Raw genomic sequence first — 21,165 nt, forward strand, 5'->3', positions numbered from 1 at the left:
AGCGCGGCGGCGCTGGCGCGGCTGTTGACGACCACCGACCGGGCGAGGCGCAGCGGCGCGGCCAGGGCGGCGCGCACCGGGGCGGGCACGCCGTCCTCGGCCTCGTGCACGTGGCAGAGCGCCGGAACGCGGGCGAGCCGGGCCGCGACCAGCCACAACGGGATCGTCACCGTGTTGACGTAGAGGGCGGCGGCGCGCTCGCGGCGCAGGAGCCGCCAGGCCGCGGGCAGCGCGCGGGCCGTTCCGAGGGCGAGCCGCACCATGCCCGCGGGGGTCATACAAGACTTGCGCAGGACGGGTACGGGCAGCACCTCCACCCGGGCGCCCGCGTCCCGAAGCGCCTGCGAGAGCGGGCCTTCGGCGGGTAGCGTCACAAGGACGCTCCGGTCACGGGCGAGACCCCGGACGGATTCGACGAGCATCCGGTCGGAGCCGTAGAGGTCCGGTGACGGATGCGCCAGCACCACCACAGGTCTGGTTTCCCGCTCCCCCACACTTCCCCTTCCGCCGCACCTGCCGGGCTTTGATAGAACAGACACACCCGTAACGCTCACATTAACTCTGGTTTAACCCTGGACGCGCGAGGTCCGTCCGGCCTCCCCACCGGGCCCGGACAGCCGCAGGGACCGCAATCGAACCATCGGAGGCTCCCCCCGTGCGCATCGCCATGATCGGCACCCGAGGTGTTCCGGCACGCTACGGCGGCTTCGAGACCGCCATCGAGGAGATCGGCCGCAGGCTCGCGGACGCGGGGCACGAGGTCACGGTCTACTGCCGGGGTGAGCGTCATCCGGACAGCACCTATCTCGGGATGCGGCTCGTCCACCTCCCCGCCGTGAAGAAGAAGGTCGCCGAGACGCTGAGCCACACCGCCCTGTCGGTCACGCACACCGCGGGCCGCCGGCTGACCGGGCGCGGCCCGGACGCGGCGCTGGTGTTCAACGCGGCGAACGCGCCCCTGCTGCCCGTGCTGCGGGCCCTGCGCGTCCCGGTCGCCACGCACGTGGACGGCCTGGAGTGGAAGCGCACCAAGTGGAGCGGCGCGGGCCGGCGCTACTACCTGGCCGTCGAGCGGCTGGCCGTCCGCTGGTCGGACGCGCTGATCGCCGACGCGGTCGGCATCCGCGACTACTACCGGGAGAAGTTCGGCGCGGAGTCGGTCTTCATCCCCTACGGCGCGACGATCCTGGACGGCGCCGACACCGGCAAGCTCGCCGAGGCGGGCTACCGTCCCGGCGGGTTCCACCTGGTCGTGGCCCGGTTCGAGCCGGAGAACCACGTCCACCTCGCGGTCGAGGGGTACCGGCGCAGCGCGGCCCGCAAGCCGCTGGTCGTCGTCGGGTCGGCCCCCTACGCGGACGAGTACACCGCGCGCGTGCGCGAGCTCGCCGGCGACGACCCCCGCATCACCTTCCTCGGCGGCGTCTGGGACCAGGACCTCCTGGACTCCCTGTACGCGGGCGCGCTCACCTACGTCCACGGCCACTCGGTGGGCGGGACGAACCCGTCCCTGCTGCGCGCGATGGGCGCGGGCGCGTCCGTGCTCGCCTACGACGTGAACTTCAACCGCGAGGTCCTCGGCGAGGACGCGGGCCGCTTCTTCGCCGACCCGGAGTCGCTGGCGCGCGAGATCGAGGCCGCCGAGGCCGACCCGGGGCACGCCGCCGACCGCGGCGAGGAGGCCCGCAAGCGCGCCGCCGAGCGCTACGTCTGGGACGACATCGCCCGCGACTACGAGCGGCTCTGCGAGGACCTCGCGGCCCGCCGCCACACCCGCCGCACCGTCCGCCCCAAGAGATGACGGCCGCGGACGCCGCGTCGCCGCGAGGCGCCTTCGTGCCCGCGCCGGGGGCCGGGAACGTTCTCATCCCGACGTCGTCGCGCCGCGCGGCGCTCGCCGGGGTCTCCCTGCTGACGAAGTCGAAGCCGGCGGCGGTGGCCGCGCAGTGGGCGCTGTACGGCGCGGTGGCGGTCGCCGGGCCGCGCCTGCTGCCCGGACCGCGCACGGTCTGGGAGGCGCCCGGCGGGCCCGCCCTGTGGCGGGACGTCGCGGACGGCGTCGGCGGGTTCGACGGCGTCGCGGTGTACCGGCGTCCGCAGGCGTCCCGGGCGGGCGTCGCGGCCGTCCTGCTGCGCGGCGGACGTCCCGTCGGGTTCCTGAAGGTGCGCCCGGACGCGGACGAGCTCGACCGGGAGGAGCGGGCGCTGCGCGCGTTCGCGAACGGCTGCTCCCCGGCCTTCCGCGTCCCGGTCGTGCTGGGCCGCGGCGCGGCGGCGGGCGGCCACTGGATGGTCATCGAGGCGATGCCGCCGCGTCCGGCGCGTCCCGCCCGGCGGCCCGACCTCGCCGGTGTCGTCGAGGCCGTCCAGGAGGCATTGGCGCCCGTCCTGCCGCGCGAGCGGGCCACGGAGGAGACCGCGGAGGACGTCGGCGACGAGAGCGGCCGGACGCCGGACGCCGTCCCCGGGCACTGGCTGCCGATGCACGGCGACCTCACCGCGTGGAACCTGCGCGTCTGCGGGCGCGGGCTGCCGTGGCTGATCGACTGGGAGGACGCCGCCTGGGCCCCTCCGCACGCCGACCTGGTGTACTACCGCGCGACCGCGAGCGCCGCCCTCGGCGCCCCGCTCGGAACGCTGCCGCCCGACGTGTCGGAGGCCGCCGCCTTCTGGGCCGGACGCGTCGCGCGCCGCTCCGGCGGAGACCACGACGCGGCCCTCAACAAGCGCCTGCTGGACATCCTCCGCACGCTCTGACGCGCACTCCGCACCTCTCACGACGGTGAAGCCGCCGCCCCGGACGAGACCGGGACGGCGGCTTCACCCCACGTGCCGCGAGAACCGCGTCAGCGCCGCTTGACGGCCTTGGAGGCCGCGGTGGTGTAGGTGTTCCCCAGCGCGTCCCGCACGCGGATCTTGTAGGTGTGCGAGCCCTTCGGCGCGGACGTGTCGGTGAAGCTCAGCGACGGCGTCTGCCAGAACGTCGACGTCCTGGTCACCTTGCCGATCGGCTTCGTCGCACCGTCCCGCAGGACCTCGTAGGTGAGGGCGGCGTTGTCCATGTCCCAGGTGGCCGTCCAGCGCACGGTGATCCGGCCGTACGAGGACGAGGCGCGCGGCGCGCCCATCGCGCGCGGGCCCGCCTTGTTCGGGGCCTTGGCCCGGACCGCGAACCGCACGAGCCCCTGCTGCGCCTTGCCGTTCACGCTCGGGAACTCGCCGCCGAGCGCCACGATGTTCGCGTTCCCCGTGATCGCCCAGGCCCCCTGGTACTGCTTGGTGAACGTTCCGGACGCCAGCGTCGGGAACCAGTGCAGCAGGGTCGGGGTCGGCTGCTTGCGGTACTCGCTGTTCTCGCTCGGTTCTCCCCGGTCGCGGCCGGTGGGAACGGCGGTCTCGGCGAGGGTGCGGTGCCAGGTGGGCGGGGTGGTCTCCCGGAACGCGCCGAGGGACGTGCAGTCGTGCGCGTGCGAGACGCTGTAGACCGTCTTGCCCAGGGGCAGGATGGAGTAGGTCGCGCCGTAGCAGTTGTCCAGCCAGACCAGGTCGCCGCCGTCCGCCTTGGCGGCGAACCGGCCGTCGAACCAGTGGTGGCCCTCGCCGTCGGCCGCGCCGAACACCGTGTCGCCCTGCACCTGCAGGTCGGTGACGTAGGAGAACTCGTCGCCCTCCCGCGCCGGGATCGGACGGCTGCGCCACGGTGCGAGCGCGCCGTTGGAGGCGTGGACCGCGCCGACGCCGACCCGCTTCTGGCCGTCGAGGGTCTGGAAGCGCCCGCCGACCAGGACGGTCTTCCCGCCCGGGCCGAGCGCGAGCGCGAACACCTCGTCGTCGTCCGCGGTCGGACGCCAGGAGTCGATGTTCGCGCCGTCGGCCGCCCGCACCGCGGCGAGCCGCGTCCGGGCCTTGCCGTTGACATGGAAGAAGTTGCCGCCGAAGTACACCGTGCTACCGGTCGCCGCGATGGCGCGGACCTTGTTGGACACCACCGGCTTGAACGCGTCGACGAGCTTGCCGGTCTTGGTGTCGAACGCGGCGAGGCGGCTGTGCGGCTTGCCGTCCACGGTGGTGAACTCGCCGCCGACGTAGACCCGCTTGCCGTCCGGTGACGCCACCACGCGCAGCCCCTGGCCGTTCAGCCTGTGGTTGAACGACGTGACGAGGTTGCCGGTGCTCAGGCTGAACGCCAGCAGGTTCTGCCGGGTGACCTCCTTGGCGTTGCCCGGCTTGGTGCCCGGCGGACGGGCCTTGCTGAAGTTGCCGGTCGCGTAGACCGTGTCGCCGACGGTCGCCATGCTCCAGACGACGCCGTCCACCTGCCAGGTCGGCAGCGCGTCGGCGCTCATCGTCGCGGGCGTCCCCGCGGGGGGCGCGGTGTCGGCGGTGGCGGAGCCGACCGGGACGAACGCCGCGCCCAGCAGCGCGGCGCCTCCGGCGAGCGCGGCGCCGGTGCGGCGGACCCCGCGGCCGGACATCCCGGACCGGTGGGTCCGGCGGTTCCGGCGGGTGGACATATCTGGTCGCGTGTGAGCCCTCACGAATCGCTTCCCTCGTGCCCCGGAGACTTCGGTGGCCCCTCGGGCCACCACGGTCAGTGGGCGATCGTAGTACTTGTCCGCATTCGGCTCGGGGCATCCCGGTGAAGAAGCAGCAAAGAGGGCGAGTCCCCCGGAAGGGGACCCGCCCTCGGACGCGGAGGGACGCCCGGAAACGGCCGGAGGCCGTCCCGGGCACCGCTCAGGGGGCCAGACGGTCCGCGCGCAGGTCGTCCAGCGAGAGCCGCACGGGAACGGCCGTGTTCTTGGCAGTGTAGGCCCGGACGCCCACGCCGCCCGCGCGTTGCAGCGCGGCCGTCGTGTCGGTCGCGGTCAGCTGCCACGCGGCCGGCTCGGACTGGCCGGCGATCCAGACCTTCGCGCGCAGGGACGTCGGGGCGGTCCCGACGGCCTGGACGCGCACCCGCAGCCGGGTCCACGCCTTGAACGTGATGCCCGCCACCGCCTTCTCACTGCCGATCGCCGTCTCGGTCCCGGCCGCGTTCGTCCGGCTGAGCCGCAGGTAGACCTTGCCCGCCGCCATCCGGACCCGGGCCCGGTACTCACCCGCGCCGGAGATCGTGCGGGGCGTGCCGTAGGCCGCGACGCCCCCGCCGGAGGGGTTCCGGTCGGCGGAGACCTGGAAGGTCAGGTCGTTGCTCGTGGACGACACCGCCTTCAGCCCGGCCCCGCCGAGCGCGCCGGCCTTGGGCATCTTGATCCAGCCGACGCCGCCACTGGTGGAGAACGTGCCGCCGTAGGTCGTCCAGGCGCCGCCCGGCGTGGTGGAGCCCCAGCCGGTCGCGACGGTCCGGGTGAACGAGTCGGTGACCAGGTTCTGCGGCTTGACCGCGACGGACCCGGTGTACTCGGTCGAGACGTCCTTGTCGTCGGTGACCTTCAGCTTGACCGTGTAGCTCCCGGCCGCCTGGTACAGGTGGACGGGCTTCACGCCGGTGCCGGTCGTCTTGTCGCCGAAGTCCCAGCTGTAGGACTTGATCGTGCCGTCGGAGTCGGCCGACTCGGCCGCGTCGAACGTGCAGGAGAGCTGCGCGCAGGCCGGCTTGAACGTCGCGACCGGCGGCACGTTCGGCTTCTCCAGCCCGGACCCGATCGCGAAGTGCCGGTGCAGGTCGGCGGAGGACAGCGCGGACGGGTAGTACGCCACCTCGTCGATGGCGCCCTTGAAGTACGCGCTGCTCGGCGCCGACGGCCAGCCGGAGAGGTTGTCGCCGCCGATGCGCCAGTAGCCGTCGAAGTTCTGCCCGAACGTGGTGTCCGGGTCGGCGGCCTGCTGCTCGCCGTCCACGAACAGCTTCATGCCCGCGGTGGGGCTCAGCGTCCCGGCGACGTGGTGCCACTTGCCGTCGTTGAGCCCGGACTTGCTGCGCACCGTCTTGGCCTTGCCGTCGTACACGCCGAACATCACCGCGCCGTCGTCGGTCATGTACAGGTGCCGGTCGTAGGACGAGCTGTTGCCGGACGTCCGGTCACCGAGCCCGATGATCTTCCCGCCGGAGGAGGACGTGGTCTTGACCCACGCCTCCACGGTCAGATCGTCCGGGTTGGGTGTGAGCGCGCCCCCGGCCGTCCCGCCGGACGAGCCGTCGAAGGTCCCGGCGGTGTCGTCGTCTCCGGCGATCGCGCCCTGCGCCGTCCGGTCCACGCCGGAGCCGGCGGCCAGGTCGCCGCCGCCCGCGTAGTCCATGACCTTCCCGGACGCCTCGTCCAGCCGCCAGTAGCCCGCCGGGCCGTCGGCCGCGACGAGGTCCGGGTACGAGCCGACCTTGCCGTCGCCGGGCCTGGCCGCGTTGGACACCGCGCTGCGGGTCGAGTTGCCGGACGGGTCCTTGACCTTGACGTAGTAGGTGTGGTCGACGCCGGGCGCGGCCGTCTTGTCGACGAACGCGACCGTCGGGCGCTTCCAGAACGTCGCGGTCCGGGTGATCGAGCCGACCGGTTTGTCGCCGCCGTCCCGGTACACGTCGTAGGTGAGCGCGGGGTCGTCCATGTCCCACGTGGCCTGCCAGCTCACGCGGACCCGGCCGCCGGGCAGCGGCGTCGCGGTCGGCGCGGCCGGGTTGGCGAACCCGTCCGGACGCGGCGCGGACTTGTTCGGCGCCTTGGCCCGGCTCGCGAACCGGACGAGGCCCTGCTGCGCGTTGCCGTTCACGCTCGGGAACTCGCCGCCGAGCGCGATGTAGTCGTCGTTGCCGGTGATCGCCCAGGCGGCCTGCCCCTGGCCGGTGAACGTGCCGGCCAGCAGGGTCGGGAACCAGTGCATCAGGCTCGGGATCGGCTGCCGGTCGTAGTTGCTGTTGCTGCCCGGCGCGGAGTGGTCGACGCCGGTCGCGTCGGCGGTCTCGGCGAGCGTCCGGTGCCAGGTGACGGGTTTGGTCTCGCGGAAGTCACCCGTCGAGGTGCAGTCGTGCGCGTGCGAGACGCTGTAGATGGTCTTGCCGCGCGGCAGCATCGAGTAGGTCGCGCCGTAGCAGTTGTCCAGCCAGACGAGCCTGCCGTCGTCGGCCTTGGCGGCGAACCGGCCGTCGAACCAGTGGTGGCCCTCGCCGTCGGCCGCGCCGAACACCGTGTCGCCCTGCACCTGCAGGTCGGTGACGTAGGAGAAGGACTCCCCCTGCCGCGACGGGATGGGCCGCGCCTCGAACGGCAGCGTCGCGCCGCTCGTCGGGTCGATCTGGCCGACGCCGACGTGCGGCTCGCCGTTCAGCGTCTGGAACCGCCCGCCGACCAGGACGCCGCCCTTGGGCGCGATGGCGAGGGCGAACACCTCGTCGTCGTCCGCCTTCGGCGTCCAGGCCACGTTCGAGCCGTCGGACGCCTTGACCGCCGCGAGCCGCGTGCGGCCCTGGCCGTTGACGTTGAAGAAGTTGCCGCCGAAGTAGACGGTCGAGTCGGTCGCGGCGATGCCGCGCACGACGTTGGACACGTCCGGCTTGAAGGCGTCCACGAGCGCGCCGGTGGCGGTGTCGAAGGCCGCCAGGCGGGTGTGCGGCTTGCCGTCCACGGCGGTGAACTCGCCGCCGACGTAGACCCGCTTGCCGTCCGGCGACGCCACCACGCGCAGCCCCTGGCCGTTCAGCGTGTGGTCGAAGGACTTCACCAGGTCGCCGGTGCTCAGGCTGAACGCCAGCAGGTTCGCCCGGTCCACCTCCTGCTGCCCGGGGCCCGCGCCCGGCGGGCGCGCCTTGGTGAACTTGCCGGTCGCGTAGACCGTGTCGCCGACGGTCGCCATGCTCCAGACGACGCCGTTGACCTGCCAGGTCGGAAGCGGGTCCGCGCTGACGGTGGGCGGGGTGGCGGCCGAGTCGGCGGCGGTGCTCGCCACGGTGGCGGAGTGGTGCGGGTCGGCGAGGACGAACGCGCCCCCGACGGCGGTCACCAGGGCGACGCCGCCGGCGAGCGCGGCGCTGCGCCGCGACAGGCGGGGGGTCGCTCTCCGGGACGGGCGCGCGGGGAGTCGTCGCTTCAGACGAACATTCACAAGCTGGGATCCTCCGCAAGAAGGGAGCGGGGCGTGACAACAGCCCCAGAAGTAACCGTTAGGTTAACGACAACCGGGAGGAAGGCCGCCGACAACGGTGGCAATGCGCCTTAATCGTGACCGGCGCTCCCACCCGTCCGCCTAGACTCGTACGACCTCTCCGACCATGGCTCGCGGCCATGGCACGCCCCCGACCTGCGAGGAGTCCCCAATGACCGTCCCGCGTGCACTCCGCGCGGCCCCGGTCGCGGTGCTGGCCGTGGCGCTGGCGCTGACCGGCTGCTCATCGGAGAAGAAGAAGGACGCCAAGCCGGGAGCGCCGCCCCCGCCGCCCACCGAGCAGCCGGAGACGCAGACCAACGCCGCGCCGGGCGCGAAGGCCGTCGCGGTGTCGGGCGGGCTGAAGAAGCCGGTCACCTACAGCGACAAGGTCACGGTCGCGGTGAGCGGCGTCCGGTACGTGAAGAACACCAAGAAGGGGCCGGGCGAGGTCACCGGCCGCACCCTCACCATCTTCACGCTGAAGTTCAGCAACGGGTCGGGGCAGCCGCTCGACCTGAACGGGGTGCGGGTGGTGGCGAAGTACGGGCCGGCCAAGCGGACCGCGAGCCCGACCTCGTACGCCAACCTGAACGACTTCTATGGGGTGGTCTCACCCGGAGGGAGCAAAACCGCCTCGTACGCGTTCGACCTGCCGAGTCAGGGGTACAAGTCGGTCATGCTCGGCGTCTCGTTCGACGGCAAGCACAAGACCGCCCTCTTCACCGGCGCGATCCACCCCTAGCCCATGGGTACCAGCCGTTTGGCCCGGGTGGGAATGGCCGCCGCGCTCGCCGTCCCGCTCGGCGCGGCGGGCGTTCTCGGATGGCGTGAGGCGTCCAGGAACGAGCTGGTCGGCGACCCCCGCCCCATCAACACCGCACCCGCCGCCCAGGCCGAGGCGGGCGCGGGCTCGCTGCCCGTCGGGCACACCTCCTACAAGGTCCCGCACGGCGCCGTGATCGTCGCGCCGAACGGCGGCGACCGCGCCGCCGGGACGCCGTCCGCGCCGCTGCGCACCCTCGCCGCCGCGATCGCCCGCGCCCGCGACGGCGGCACGATCGTGCTGCGGCGCGGCGTCTACCACGAGTCCGTGACCGTCCCCGAAGGACGGCGGCTCACGATCCAGGCGCACCCCGGCGAGGCGGTGTGGCTGGACGGCAGCTCGCGCATGACCGGGTGGCGGCGGTCCGGGGCCGTGTGGACGGTGGGCTGGACCTACCACTTCGACTCCAGCCCGAGCTACACCAAGGGCTCCGAGGACGGCTCCCACCCCGCCTTCCGCTTCCTCGACCCGACCTACCCGATGGCCTCGCACCCCGAGCAGGTGTGGGTGGACGGCGTCGCGCAGCGGCAGGTCGCGTCCGCCGGGGAGGTCCGGCCGGGCACGTTCTACGTGGACGAGGGGCGCGAGCGGCTGCTGCTCGGGTCCGACCCGTCCGGCCACGAGGTGCGCGCCGCGACGCTCCAGGAGGCGGTCACGCTGCGGGGCGCGGGCTCGGTGCTGCGCGGCATCGGCGTCCGCCGGTACGCCACGTCCATCCCGCAGCTCGGCTCGGTGAAGGTGCTCGGCGCGAACTCCACGGTCGAGAACCTCACGGTCACCGACTCGGCGTCCACGGGCCTGTCGGTGGACGCCCCGCACGCGCGGCTGCGCCGGATCACCTCGCTGCGCGCCGGAATGCTCGGCATGCACGCCAACTACGCCGACGACCTGCGGATGGAGAACGTCCTCGCGCGGGGCAACAACACCGAGCACTTCCGGCCCGCGCCGGTCGCCGGCGGCATCAAGATCACCCGGTCGCGGAAGGTCGCGGTGGTCGGCGGCGTGGTCGCCGACAACCGCGGCAAGGGCCTCTGGTTCGACGAGTCCGTGCAGAACATCACCGCCACGGGCCTGCGCGTCGTCCGCAACACCGACCACGGCCTGGTGCTGGAGCTGTGCGCGCAGGCGGTGGTCGCCGACAACGTGGTGGGCGACAACGGGGCCGACGGCCTGAAGATCAACGACACCTCCGAGGTCCGGGTGTGGAACAACACCCTGACCCGCAACGGCCGCGACCTGCACATCATCCAGGACCACCGGGCCGACGACCCGTCCGCCCCGGCGCACGCCACCGGCCGGGACCCCCGCCGCCCGCCGGACCGGGCGATGACCTGGCGGATCGGCAGGATCACGATCGCCGACAACCTCATCGCGCTCGGCCGCCCCGGATCGGGCTGCCTGCTCTGCGTCGAGGACACCACGCACCTGCGCGCCGCGTCCCAGATCGGCCTCACGGTGAACGGCAACGCCTACACGCGCACCCGCTCCGGCGAACCGCGCGTGATGGTCGTCTGGCCCACCGACCGGGGCGACCCGAAGAGCTACGAGGACAAGAACGCCTTCCGCGACGCCACCGGCCAGGAACGGAGCAGGAACCCGCTGCCGCTCCCGGCCGACGTCGCCGCGCTCGTCGGCAAGCCCGCCGGGTCCGTCCACCAGGGCGCCTGGCGCTCCTGAAAGCCGCTCCCGCTCAGGAACCGCGCCCGCTCAGGGCTTGGTCCAGGGGAGCTCGCGGCCGAGGAGCTTCTCGAGGTCGGCGTTGAACGGGGCGTAGTGCTCCGCCAGGGCGCGGCGGGTGGAGTCCTTCAGCTCGGCGCTGGGCGCGGGGTTCCACACCTTGGACGCGGCCTTGGGCAGCGGCGCCGAGGGCAGGCCCAGGAACGACGCGACCCCGTCGATGGCGCTCTGCTGGTCGGCGTAGAACTCCTCGGCCACCAGGACGTGCACGCGCTCGGGCGGGAAGTGCAGCAGCCAGCGGCGCAGGTGCGGGGCGTACTCGCTCTGCGCCCGGTACGACTGCTGCTCGTGCGCGTAGCTGCGGTAGCCCGGGACGGTGCGGATCTTCTCCTCCTCGCCCGCCAGCCGGTCGGCCTCGGCGGCGAGGGCGTCCTCGAAGGTCGCCAGCTCCTCGGCGTGCTGGCGGCGGCGCTCCCGGTAGTGCGAGAACGCCCGCTCGACCGGATCGCGCAGGATGAGCAGGATCCTGGTGTCCGGGACGTCGTGCCCGGCCCGCTCGGCGGCGAGCGGGTGGAACAGGTAGTAGGGCGAGCCCTCCCCCACCACGACCGGACCGCCCGCGCGCTTGGCCGCGGCGCGCCGCGCGGCGAGGGACGGGAAGTGCGACCGGTACCAGGACTCGCCCTCGTCGTAGTGCGAGTCGAAGTAGTGGACGCCCTTGGTGTCGTTCCGCTTCGGCAGCAGCCGGGCGCTCGGGAACAGCGGCATGATCCGCGGGTGTTCGAGCAGGCCGTAGTACAGCGACGTCGAGCCGCCCCGTTTCGCCCCGATCAGCAGGAAGTCGGGACCCGGCCGGAGGGCGGCGGTCGTCATTCCGTAGCGGCGGATCAGGGTGCGGCCGGCGCCGATGACGGGTTCGGGGAGGAGGTCGCGATTCACGCTCACAGCGTAGTTGCGCGCGCGACCCCGCCTATCCTGTGGGAGCGATGCCTTCCCTCTTCCCCCGCCCGGCCGTGCCCCGCCCCGCCGTGGTCCTCGAACCGGGCCGCCGCTGGGCCGTGCTCCTGCCGCTGGCGTTGATGCTGGCCAGCGACTACAAGCTGCGCAGCCGTCCGGTGGACGAGACGGTCGGCGGCAGCCCCGACCTGACCGTCTTCGTGGAGATCGGGGTCTACGGCCTCGCCGCGCTCTACCTGTACCTGCGGTTCGGGCTCCGGCCGCCGGTCCGGCGGACGACCGGGCTGCTGTTCGCCGCGTGGGCCTTCACCGGGTACGTGGCGATGTCGGCGCTGTGGTCGCCGTTCATGGCGCTCGGCGCGGTCCGCGGCGTCCAGCTGATGATCACGATGGCGCTCGTCCAGGTGCTGGCGACCCGCGCCACGATCGCCGACCTGCACCGGCTCGCGCACGCGTTCGTGATCGTGGTGCTGGCGTCGGTCGCGATCGGCGCGGCGCACCCCTTCCCCCGGACGCCGCAGACCCTCACCCGGTTCAACTGGCTGTACGTGCACCCGGTGATCGCGGGCGTGTACCTGGGCATCGCGGTGCTGCTGGTGTTCGGGCTGCTGGTCCGGGGACGCCGGGACGGCGAGCGCGCGGTCGGCTGGCCGCCCCTGGTGTACGCGGGCGTCCTGCTGGTGCTGCTCGGAGCGCTCGTCGCGACCGGCACGCGCGGGGCGGCGGCGGGCGCGGCGGCCGGGCTGGTGGTCCTGATGGCGACCGCGCGCGGTCCGCGCGGCCGGATCGACCTGGTCGTGCTGGGCGGGGCCGTCGGCGCGGTCGGGGTGCTCGCCTTCTCCGAGAAGATCATGAACTTCGTGGCGCGCGGCGAGTCGGCCGACAAGCTGGCGTCGCTGAACTCGCGCACCGACCTGTGGTCGCTCGCGATGCGCGCCTACCGGGAGAAGCCGATCTTCGGGCACGGGCTGGGCGCCTCGCGCGGACTGTTCCTCCAGGACATCGGGCTCGGCGGCGGCCACAACGCGTTCGTCAACGCCCTCGTCGACAACGGGACGGTCGGCACGGCGCTGTTCGTGGTGCTGCTGCTGACGCTCGGCACCGTGCTGGTCACGCTCGTCCGGCGCCGCGAGCTGCGCGGCGACGCGGGCACGCTGCTCGGCATCCTGGCGTTCTTCCTGGTGGACGGCATCACCACCGAGGGCCTGGCGATGCCCGCGAACGTGTCGGGCATCTGGCTGCTGCTCCTGGTCGCGGGCGCCGAGTCGCTGCGCCGCGGCCGGCTCCGGACGACCGGCCCGCACCAGGACGGCCCGCACCAGGACGGCCCGCACTGGGACGGCCCGCACTGGGACGACTCCCCCTGGGCCGGCCCGCACCCGGACGGCCCGCACCCGCGGGTCTCAGTCGCGGACCCGCCGCCTGCCCCGCAGATAGAAACCCGCTCCCACCAGCCCTAGCAGGGCGAGCCCGGCGAGCGAGCCGGTGCCGAGCAGGCCGCCCGGCAGACCCTGTTTCGGAGGGCTGTAGTCCCCGGACGGGTCGGAGCCGCCCGTGCCGTTCTCGGGCGCCGGGGCGGTCCGTCCGGCCGACGACGGACGCGCCGTCCCGGAGAGGGGCAGCGCGAGCACGCGCGGCCGGGAGCCGTTCTCGGCGATCAGCACCCGCCGCCCGTCGGGGGCGACGGCGACCGCGTCGCCCTTCGCGCCGGTGCGCAGCACCTGGACGACCTTGTCGCGGATGCCGGCGAGCACCCGGACGTCGCCCGTGCCGCGCAGGACGACGCGTCCGTCCGGGGCGAACGCGCCGCCGCGCACCCCGAACGGCAGCCGCCGCACCCGCGTCAGCCGGTTCCCCACCCGCGAGCCGAGCGCGGCGGGCAGCGCGTACACCGACGCGGCCGTGGCCGTCCGGGTCACGACGTAGAGCCGCTGCTCGGCCGGGTCGCCGAGGACCGTGCCCGCTTCGTGCGCGCCGTCCGGGTAGCTGACCTGGTACTTCCTGGCGGTGAGCGCGGCGTCGGCGAGCTTGGCCGGTTCCGGCACGCGGTAGAGGGTGAGGGTGTCGTGCCGGGCGCCCCCGGCGTCGAGGTCGGCCAGGTAGAGGGTGCCCGCGCCGCCGTCGCCCTTGACGACGGCGAGCGTGTCCCAGCCGCGCGCGGCCGGGACGGTGAACGACGCCCTGGTCCTCCCGTCGTCGCCGACCGCGAACAGGCGGTGCCCGCGGGCGTCCAGCGTCCACCAGACGTCCGGATGGGCGATGCCGCGGGCCAGGGCGCCGGGGTCGGAGAGCCGCGCGTCCGCGGCCCGGAACGCCACCGACGGCTGCGGGGACGAGGTCGGGACCGGGGCCGGCGCGGCGGCGGCAGGGGCCGCCCCGACGCCGGAGACCAGACCGGCGGCGGCCACTGCCAGGCCCGCGACCAGGCCCGTGACTCCCGTCACGAAGCCCGCGCCCACCGCCCTCGGACCGGTGCTGGATCGCACGACGTGACCTGCCTCTCCTCGTCCGATCGTGTGGCATTCTTGCGCATGTGGAACCACTTGGCATCAAAGGGGCGTACGTCGTCTCCCCCCGCGTTCACGGCGACAGCCGAGGCTCCTTCCACGAGTGGTTCCGCGCGGACGCCCTGCGCGAGCGGCTCGGTCACGACCTGAGGCTGGAGCAGGCGAACTGCTCGGTGTCGTCCCGCGGCGTCCTGCGCGGCGTGCACTTCGCCGACGTGCCGCCGGGCCAGGCCAAGTACATCTCCTGCGTGCGCGGCGCGCTGCTCGACGTCGTGGTCGACCTGCGCGTCGGCTCGCCCACCTTCGGCCGTTCGGAGGCCGTCCGGCTGGACGAGGATAACCGGCGCTGCATGTACCTCGCCGAGGGTCTCGGACATGCCTTCCTGGCCCTCGAGGACGACACGACGGCGATCTACCTGTGCTCCGAGACCTACAATCCGCCGCGCGAGCACGGCGTCCACCCGCTCGACCCGGCCCTCGGCATCGACTGGCCGGCCGACGTCGAACCGGTGCTGTCGGAGAAGGACGCCGCCGCGCCCTCGCTCGCCGAGGCCCTGGCGTCCGGCCTCCTGCCCGACTACCAGGACTGCCTCGCCTACTACGACAAGCTGGGCTCGGCGTTCCTCTAGCCGAGCCGCGCCGCCGCACCGGCGTCCGCAGGGCTCAGCGCCGCCGACGCCTAACGCGGGTCGAGGGCGAGGTGCGGCCAGGCGGCGTGCAGCGCCTCGCGCCAGTCGCGCATCGGCTCCAGGCCCGCGCGGGCCCAGCCGTCATGCCGCAGGACGGAGTTGACCGGGCGGCGCGCCGGCCGCGGGAACCGGTCGGTCGTCGTCGGCCGGACGCGCTCCGGGTCGTGCCCGAGCAGCGTGAACACCTCGCACGCGAGCCCGTACCAGGTCGTCTCCCCCGCGTTGGTGCCGTGGTAGACCCCGTAGGGCGCGCCGGAGGCGACCAGCCGGACGATCCGGTCGGCGAGGTCGCCCGTCCAGGTGGGCTGGCCGTGCTGGTCGGCCACGACGTCCACGGTGTCGCGCTCGGCGGCGAGCCGCGCCATCGTCGCCACGAAGTTCCGGCCGTGCGCGCCGTACAGCCACGCCGTCCGGACGACGTACGAGCGGGCGTACTCCAGCGCGGCCCGCTCGCCGTACAGCTTGGAGAAGCCGTACTCGTTGATGGGCCCGGTCTCGTCGTCCTCGCCGTGCGGGCCGTGCCCCGGGAAGACGTAGTCGGACGAGATCTGCACCAGCCGGGCGCCCGTCCTCCGGCACGCCCCGGCGAGGTGGATCACCGCGCCGTGGTTGGCGTCGAAGACCCGCAGGTCCTGCTCGGCCCCGTCCACGTCCGTCCAGGCGGCGCAGTTGACCACCACGTCCGGACGGTGCGCCGCGACGGCCTCGTGCACGGCGGCCTCGTCGCAGACGTCCAGGGCCGCGCGGTCGAGGCCGGTCGCGTCCGCCCCCTCGGCCGCGAGACGGGACATCAGGTCGGCGCCGAGCATCCCCCGGGCGCCCGTGACCAGCCACTTCACCCGGCTTCTCCACTCCGCTTCCGCAGCGGCTCCCACCAGTCGCGGCGCTCGGCGTACCACCGGACGGTCTCGGCGAGCCCGTCCTCGAACGCCACGCGCGGCGCGTAGCCGAGGGCGCGGAGCCTGCGGTCGTCGAGCGAGTAGCGGCGGTCGTGGCCCTTGCGGTCCGGGACGCGTTCGACCCGGTCCCAGCCGGCGCCGAGCGCGTCGAGCAGCCGCCGCGTGAGCTCCAGGTTCGTCAGCTCGGCCGTCCCGGCGATGTGGTAGACCTCGCCGGGCTCGCCGCGCTCGGCCACGACCTGGATGCCCCGGCAGTGGTCGGCCGCGTGGATCCAGTCGCGGACGTTGCCGCCGTCCCCGTACAGCGGCACGGGCAGGCCGTCCATGAGGTTCGTGACGAACAGCGGGATGACCTTCTCGGGGTACTGGTACGGCCCGTAGTTGTTCCCGCAGCGGGTGATCGACACCGGCAGGCCGTGCGTGACGGCGTACGCCCGCGCGATCAGGTCGCCGCCCGCCTTGGACGCCGAGTACGGCGAGCGCGGCGCGAGCGGCGCGGACTCGTCCCACGAGCCCTCGTCGATGCTGCCGTACACCTCGTCCGTCGACACCTGGACGACCCGGGGCACGCCCGCGTCCAGGCACGCCTGCATGAGCGCCTGGACGCCCTGCACGTTCGTCCGGACGAACTCCCCGGCGCTCGCGATCGACCGGTCCACGTGCGACTCGGCCGCGAAGTTGACGACCACGTCGTGGCCGGGGACGACCTCGGCGAGCAGATCGGCGTCGCACACGTCCCCGTGCACGAAGTCGAACCCGCCTGCCACCGGCTCCAGGTTGGCCGGGTTGCCCGCGTACGTCAGCCGGTCGAGCACGGTCACCCGCGCCCTCGCGAACGCCGGGAACTCCCCCGACACGACGTCCCGCACGTACTGGGACCCGATGAAACCGGCCCCGCCGGTCACCAGAACTCTCATTGCCTGATCTGCACCTTGCTGTGGTCGCCGAGGACGAGTCGATGGGCGCGGGGGACGTTCGGGGCGGGGGTCACCTCGGCCTCGCGGCCGATCAGCGAGGCCTCGATCCGGCCCACGCCGTCGATGGACGCCCCGCGCAGCACGATGGAGTACTCGATCTCGCTGTCGATCACCCGGCAGTCGCGGCCGATCGAGGTGAACGGCCCCAGGTAGGAGTCGCGGACGACCGTCCCCGCGCCGACGATCACCGGCCCGACGATCCGCGACCCGGCGACCGTCGCCCCGGCCTCGACCACCACCCGGCCGATCAGCTCCGACGAGGCGTCCACCGCGCCCGCGACCGACGGCTCGACGTCCTCCAGCACCAGCCGGTTGACCTCCAGCATGTCGGTGACGTTCCCCGTGTCCTTCCAGTACCCGGAGATGACCGTGGACTCGACCCGGCCGCCCGTGTCGATCAGCCCCTGGATCGCGTCGGTGATCTCCAGCTCGTCCCGCCAGGACGGCTTCAGCCGGGCGACCGCGTCGTGCACGCGGGGGCCGAAGATGTAGACGCCGACCAGCGCCAGGTCGCTCTTGGGGTGCTCCGGCTTCTCCTCCAGCCCGACGACGCGCCCGTCCCCGTCCAGCTCCGCGACGCCGAACGCGCGCGGGTCCGAGACGCGGGTGAGCATGATCTGCGCGTCCGGGCGCTCCTGCCGGAACCGCCGGACGATCCCGTCGATCCCGCCGACGACGAAGTTGTCGCCGAGGTACATCACGAAGTCGTCGTCGCCGAGGTACTCCCGCGCGATCAGCACGGCGTGCGCGAGGCCGCGCGGGGCGTCCTGCGGGAGGTAGGTGACCTGCAGCCCGAACCGCGAGCCGTCGCCGACCGCGTCCTGGATCTCGGCGGCCGTGTCGCCGACGACGATGCCGACCTCCCGGATCCCGGCGTCCCGGATCGCCTCCAGCCCGTAGAAAAGCACGGGCTTGTTGGCCACGGGGACGAGCTGCTTGGCCGAGGTGTGCGTGATCGGCCGCAGTCGCGAACCCGATCCGCCCGCCAGGACGAGCGCCTTCACCCTCCACCCCCAGTACCGGGACGGAGCGCGACTAGACGGTTCAAAGCGGCTCCAGAGACCCCGAAGGAAACACCTTCGACATTACCGGCCCCCCGAGCACCCCCGGCCCCACTCTCCACTGACCGGAACCAGCCAACGGCCCCGGCGGCCGGACCCGGCCGCGGCACGCCCCCGCCGCGAGGACGACGGGGGCGTGCGCGGGCCGGTGACGCGGGTGAGCCGCAGAGCGGTGCGGGCTAGCGCGCGGAGATGATCATCCCGGCGGCGACGGTGTTGTTGGTGGCCTCGTCGATGAGGATGAACCCGCCGGTCAGCCGGTTGCGCGTGTAGTCGTCCACGAACAGCGGCTGGGTGACGCGCAGCCCGATCCGACCGATCTCGTTCAGGCCGAGCCCGGTCGCCTCCTCGTCCCGGTGCAGCGTGTTCACGTCGAGCCGGTAGTTCAGCTCCTTGACCATCGCGCGCGCGGTGCGGGTGGTGTGCTTGATGGTCAGCTTGGTGCGCGGCGTGAGCTGCCGGTCCGGGGTCATCCAGCAGACCATCGCCTCCAGGTCCTGCGCGACCTCGGGGCGGTTGTTCGGACGCGCGATCATGTCGCCGCGGCTGATGTCGATGTCGTCGGCGAGCCGGAGCGTCACCGACATCGGCGCGTACGCCTCGGCCACCGGGCCGTTCGGGCCGTCGATGTGGGTGATCGTCGTGGTCAGCCCGGACGGCAGGTGCACGACCTCGTCGCCCGGCTTCAGGACGCCGCCCGCGACCTGGCCCGCGTACCCGCGGTAGTCGTGCAGCTCAGGGTCGGTGCTCCGGTGCGGCCGGATCACGTACTGCACGGGGAACCGCACGTCGATGAGGTTGCGGTCGGACGCGATGTGCACGTGCTCCAGGTGGTGCAGCAGCGAGCTGCCCTCGTACCAGGGCATGTTCCCGGAGCGCTCCACCACGTTGTCGCCGTGCAGCGCCGAGATCGGCACGAACGTCAGGTCGGTGATGTCGAGCTTGGCGGCGAACGCGGTGAACTCGTCCACGATCCGCTCGTAGACGGCCCGGTCGTAGTCGACCAGGTCCATCTTGTTCACCGCGACGACCAGGTGCGGCACCTTCAGCAGCGTCGCCAGGAACGCGTGCCGCCGGGACTGCTCCACGATGCCCTTGCGCGCGTCCACCAGGATGATCGCCAGATCGGCGGTGGACGCGCCGGTCACCATGTTCCGGGTGTACTGGATGTGCCCCGGGGTGTCGGCGATGATGAACTTGCGGCGCGGCGTCGCGAAGTACCGGTACGCCACGTCGATGGTGATGCCCTGCTCGCGCTCGGCCCGCAGGCCGTCGGTGAGCAGCGCGAGGTTGGTGTACTCCTCGCCGCGGTCGGCCGAGGTCCGCTCGACCGCCTCCAGCTGGTCCTCGAAGATCGACTTGGAGTCGAACAGCAGCCGCCCGATCAGCGTCGACTTGCCGTCGTCCACCGAGCCCGCCGTCGCGAACCGCAGGATGTCCATGGGCTTCCCGCTCGCCCCCACTGCAGCGCTCACTAGAAGTACCCCTCCTTCTTGCGGTCCTCCATGGCGGCCTCCGAGGACCGGTCGTCGGCGCGGGTCTGGCCGCGCTCGGTGATCCGGGTGGCCGCGATCTCCTCGATGACCTGCTCCAGCGTCTGCGCCGCCGACTTCACCGCGCCCGTGCAGGACGCGTCGCCGACCGTGCGGTACCGGACGGTCGCCTCGAACTCCGGCTCGTCGTCGCCGCGGTTGGCGAACCCGGTCTCGGCGTCCAGCAGCATGCCGTCGCGCTCGAACACCCGGCGGGTGTGCGCGAAGTAGATGGACGGCAGCTCCAGCTCCTCGCGCCGGACGTAGTCCCAGATGTCCAGCTCGGTCCAGTTCGACAGGGGGAACACCCGCACGTGCTCGCCCTGCCGGATGCGCGTGTTGTACAGGTTCCACAGCTCGGGGCGCTGGTTCTTCGGGTCCCACTGCCCGAACTCGTCGCGGAACGACACGACGCGCTCCTTGGCGCGGGCCTTCTCCTCGTCGCGCCGGGCGCCGCCGAACGCGGCGTCGAACCGGTGCTCCTCGATCGCGTCCAGCAGCGTCGTGGTCTGCAGCCGGTTGCGGGACGCGCGGCGGCCGGTCTCCTCCGCGACGCGTCCGGCGTCGATCGACTCCTGCACGGACGCGACGACCAGGCGCAGGTTCAGCTCCGTCGCGCGCCGGTCGCGGAACTCGATGACCTCGGGGAAGTTGTGCCCGGTGTCGACGTGCATGACGGGGAACGGGATCGGCGCGGGCCAGAACGCCTTCTGCGCCAGGCGGAGCATCACCAGGCTGTCCTTGCCGCCGGAGAACAGCAGGACGGGCCGCTCGAACTCGGCGGCCACCTCGCGGATGATGTGGATCGACTCGGCTTCCAGCACGTCCAGCTGTGACAGCAGGTAATCGGAACGCTGCATGGGTGGAGACTTCCTGACGTCGGGGATGGTCATGTCGGGGGCTGGTTCATCGGGGCATCGTGTCCGACAGTTCCCGAATGCCGGTCAGCAGCGTCGACGCCCACCCGGGATGGCACACCAGGATATCCGGCAGCCTCGGATCGGCCCGGTTGTAGACCAGGGGCGACCCGTCCACGCGGGACGCGTGCGCGCCCGCCGCGAGCGCGACCGCGGCCGGCGCGGCCGAGTCCCACTCGTACTGGCCGCCCGCGTGGACGTACCCGTCCACCTCGCCGAGCAGCACCGCCGAGATCTTCGCGCCCGCCGACCCGATCGGCACGAGGTCGAGTTCCACCGGCACCCGCTCGGCGAGCTCCGCCAGGAACGCGGGTGGCCGGCTGCGGCTCACCGCGATCCGCAGCCTGCCCGGGTCGGCCGGTTCCGGCACGGCCAGCTCCTCCGCCTCGACGGGCGCGGACCCGCCGGTGCCGGCCGTCTCCGCCGTCCAGCCGGACGCGGCGGGACCGGTCGGCAGCACGGCCGCGCCGGTCGGCGTCGTGTGCAGCGTGACGCCGCGTCCGGGCAGCGCGACCGCGCCCGCCGCGAGCCGGTCGCCCGTCCACAGCGCGACGTGCACGGCCCAGTCGAGCCGTCCCTCCTCGCTGAACTCGCGGGTGCCGTCGAGCGGGTCGACGATCCAGACGCGCGGCGCGGCGAGCCGGTCGGCGAGGGCGGTGTTGGCGGTGGGCGCCGCGGACGACCCGGCGGACCGCTTGCCCGCTACCGACGCCCGGCCCTCCTCCGACAGCACCGCGTCGTCCGGACAGCGGCGCGCGAGCTCGGCCATCAGGTACTCGTGCGCCCGCAGGTCGCCGGTGTCCTTGAGCGTGCGCGCGTCAGCGAAGCCCAGCTCGTCCCGGACGGCCAGGAGCAGCCGCCCCGCCTCCGTCGCCAGCTCGGCCGCCAGTGCGTGGTCCGTCATCCCGTCGCCGCCATTCCCTACTCAGCCGATCAGTTGGGTGAAGAATCCTCTCACGGCCCCCGGGAGCGTCCTCACACCGGGTCCGCGACGGCCGTCCGCGGGCGCTGTCGGCACGCGCCGTCGGCGCGCGTTGTCGGCACGCG

Annotated in this window: 17 protein-coding genes; 6 read left to right on the forward strand and 11 right to left on the reverse strand. The window is 73.2% G+C overall.

Going from position 1 to position 21,165, the window contains the following annotated elements:
• On the reverse strand, positions 1-494 hold a 494-nt coding region (locus DZF91_RS15925), incomplete at its 3' end, for a glycosyltransferase (protein ID WP_328589180.1).
• Between the two features lie 161 nt (positions 495-655).
• On the opposite strand from DZF91_RS15925, the gene DZF91_RS15930 reads away from it, so the two are divergent.
• Both DZF91_RS15930 and DZF91_RS15935 read left to right on the forward strand, forming a co-directional pair.
• Positions 656-1,801 carry a DUF1972 domain-containing protein gene (locus tag DZF91_RS15930; protein WP_199486670.1) on the forward strand — a complete coding sequence of 382 codons (1,146 nt, stop codon included), beginning with the start codon at positions 656-658 and terminating at the stop codon, positions 1,799-1,801.
• A gap of 35 nt (positions 1,802-1,836) precedes the next feature.
• A complete protein-coding gene (locus DZF91_RS15935; RefSeq protein WP_147341170.1) occupies positions 1,837-2,757 on the forward strand; it encodes a phosphotransferase in 921 nt (306 codons plus the stop codon).
• An 89-nt stretch (positions 2,758-2,846) separates the two neighbouring features.
• Here the strand turns inward: DZF91_RS15935 and DZF91_RS15940 are convergent, their stop codons facing one another.
• Together DZF91_RS15940 and DZF91_RS15945 are read right to left on the reverse strand one after the other, a co-directional pair.
• A complete protein-coding gene (locus tag DZF91_RS15940; RefSeq protein WP_147341171.1) occupies positions 2,847-4,475 on the reverse strand; it encodes a PQQ-binding-like beta-propeller repeat protein in 1,629 nt (542 codons plus the stop codon).
• Positions 4,476-4,737: 262 nt separating this feature from the next.
• On the reverse strand, positions 4,738-8,037 hold the full coding sequence (locus DZF91_RS15945) for a LamG-like jellyroll fold domain-containing protein (RefSeq protein ID WP_117358251.1): 3,300 nt from the start codon (positions 8,035-8,037) through the stop codon (positions 4,738-4,740).
• A 211-nt stretch (positions 8,038-8,248) separates the two neighbouring features.
• On the opposite strand from DZF91_RS15945, the gene DZF91_RS15950 reads away from it, so the two are divergent.
• Together DZF91_RS15950 and DZF91_RS15955 are read left to right on the forward strand one after the other, a co-directional pair.
• The gene (locus DZF91_RS15950) at positions 8,249-8,821 is read left to right on the forward strand and encodes a hypothetical protein (protein ID WP_117358252.1); all 573 of its coding nucleotides are present in this window, start codon (positions 8,249-8,251) and stop codon (positions 8,819-8,821) included.
• Between the two features lie 3 nt (positions 8,822-8,824).
• Complete coding sequence (locus DZF91_RS15955; protein ID WP_147341172.1) at positions 8,825-10,579, forward strand: right-handed parallel beta-helix repeat-containing protein; 1,755 nt, start codon at positions 8,825-8,827, stop codon at positions 10,577-10,579.
• A 30-nt stretch (positions 10,580-10,609) separates the two neighbouring features.
• Here the strand turns inward: DZF91_RS15955 and DZF91_RS15960 are convergent, their stop codons facing one another.
• Positions 10,610-11,518, reverse strand: a complete 909-nt coding sequence (locus DZF91_RS15960; protein WP_117358254.1) for a sulfotransferase — start codon at positions 11,516-11,518, stop codon at positions 10,610-10,612.
• Between the two features lie 47 nt (positions 11,519-11,565).
• Between DZF91_RS15960 and DZF91_RS15965 the strand changes: the two genes are divergently transcribed.
• A complete protein-coding gene (locus DZF91_RS15965; RefSeq protein ID WP_117358255.1) occupies positions 11,566-12,996 on the forward strand; it encodes an O-antigen ligase family protein in 1,431 nt (476 codons plus the stop codon).
• Here DZF91_RS15965 and DZF91_RS15970 read toward each other — a convergent pair.
• Positions 12,940-14,022, reverse strand: coding sequence for a YncE family protein (locus DZF91_RS15970; RefSeq protein ID WP_147341173.1), 1,083 nt, complete (start codon positions 14,020-14,022; stop codon positions 12,940-12,942). The genes DZF91_RS15965 and DZF91_RS15970 overlap by 57 nt on opposite strands.
• Before the next feature lie 47 nt (positions 14,023-14,069).
• Here DZF91_RS15970 and DZF91_RS15975 point away from each other — a divergent pair, with 47 nt between their 5' ends.
• Positions 14,070-14,672, forward strand: a complete 603-nt coding sequence (locus tag DZF91_RS15975; protein WP_117358257.1) for a dTDP-4-dehydrorhamnose 3,5-epimerase family protein — start codon at positions 14,070-14,072, stop codon at positions 14,670-14,672.
• A gap of 50 nt (positions 14,673-14,722) precedes the next feature.
• On the opposite strand, the gene rfbD is transcribed toward DZF91_RS15975, so the two are convergent.
• The 6 genes from rfbD to DZF91_RS16005 all read right to left on the reverse strand — a co-directional run bounded on the left by rfbD (position 14,723) and on the right by DZF91_RS16005 (position 21,022).
• Positions 14,723-15,571 carry a dTDP-4-dehydrorhamnose reductase gene (gene rfbD / locus DZF91_RS15980; protein WP_117358258.1) on the reverse strand — a complete coding sequence of 283 codons (849 nt, stop codon included), beginning with the start codon at positions 15,569-15,571 and terminating at the stop codon, positions 14,723-14,725.
• Positions 15,568-16,548 (reverse strand): dTDP-glucose 4,6-dehydratase, encoded by a 981-nt coding sequence (rfbB, locus tag DZF91_RS15985; protein ID WP_117358259.1) that lies wholly within the window; start codon positions 16,546-16,548, stop codon positions 15,568-15,570. Before rfbB ends, rfbD begins: the two co-directional genes overlap by 4 nt.
• The gene (locus DZF91_RS15990) at positions 16,545-17,612 is read right to left on the reverse strand and encodes a glucose-1-phosphate thymidylyltransferase (RefSeq protein WP_117358260.1); all 1,068 of its coding nucleotides are present in this window, start codon (positions 17,610-17,612) and stop codon (positions 16,545-16,547) included. The genes rfbB and DZF91_RS15990 overlap by 4 nt, the downstream gene beginning before the upstream one ends.
• Before the next feature lie 236 nt (positions 17,613-17,848).
• On the reverse strand, positions 17,849-19,111 hold the full coding sequence (locus DZF91_RS15995; protein WP_117358261.1) for a sulfate adenylyltransferase subunit 1: 1,263 nt from the start codon (positions 19,109-19,111) through the stop codon (positions 17,849-17,851).
• A gap of 32 nt (positions 19,112-19,143) precedes the next feature.
• Positions 19,144-20,061 (reverse strand): sulfate adenylyltransferase subunit CysD, encoded by a 918-nt coding sequence (gene cysD, locus DZF91_RS16000; RefSeq protein WP_117358262.1) that lies wholly within the window; start codon positions 20,059-20,061, stop codon positions 19,144-19,146.
• A 46-nt stretch (positions 20,062-20,107) separates the two neighbouring features.
• Positions 20,108-21,022, reverse strand: coding sequence for an inositol monophosphatase family protein (locus DZF91_RS16005; RefSeq protein WP_117358263.1), 915 nt, complete (start codon positions 21,020-21,022; stop codon positions 20,108-20,110).
• Between the last annotated feature and the right edge of the window lie 143 nt (positions 21,023-21,165).

Origin of the sequence: Actinomadura logoneensis (genome assembly GCF_003428695.1) — a bacterium.
GTDB classification, from domain to species: Bacteria; Actinomycetota; Actinomycetes; order Streptosporangiales; family Streptosporangiaceae; genus Spirillospora; species Spirillospora logoneensis.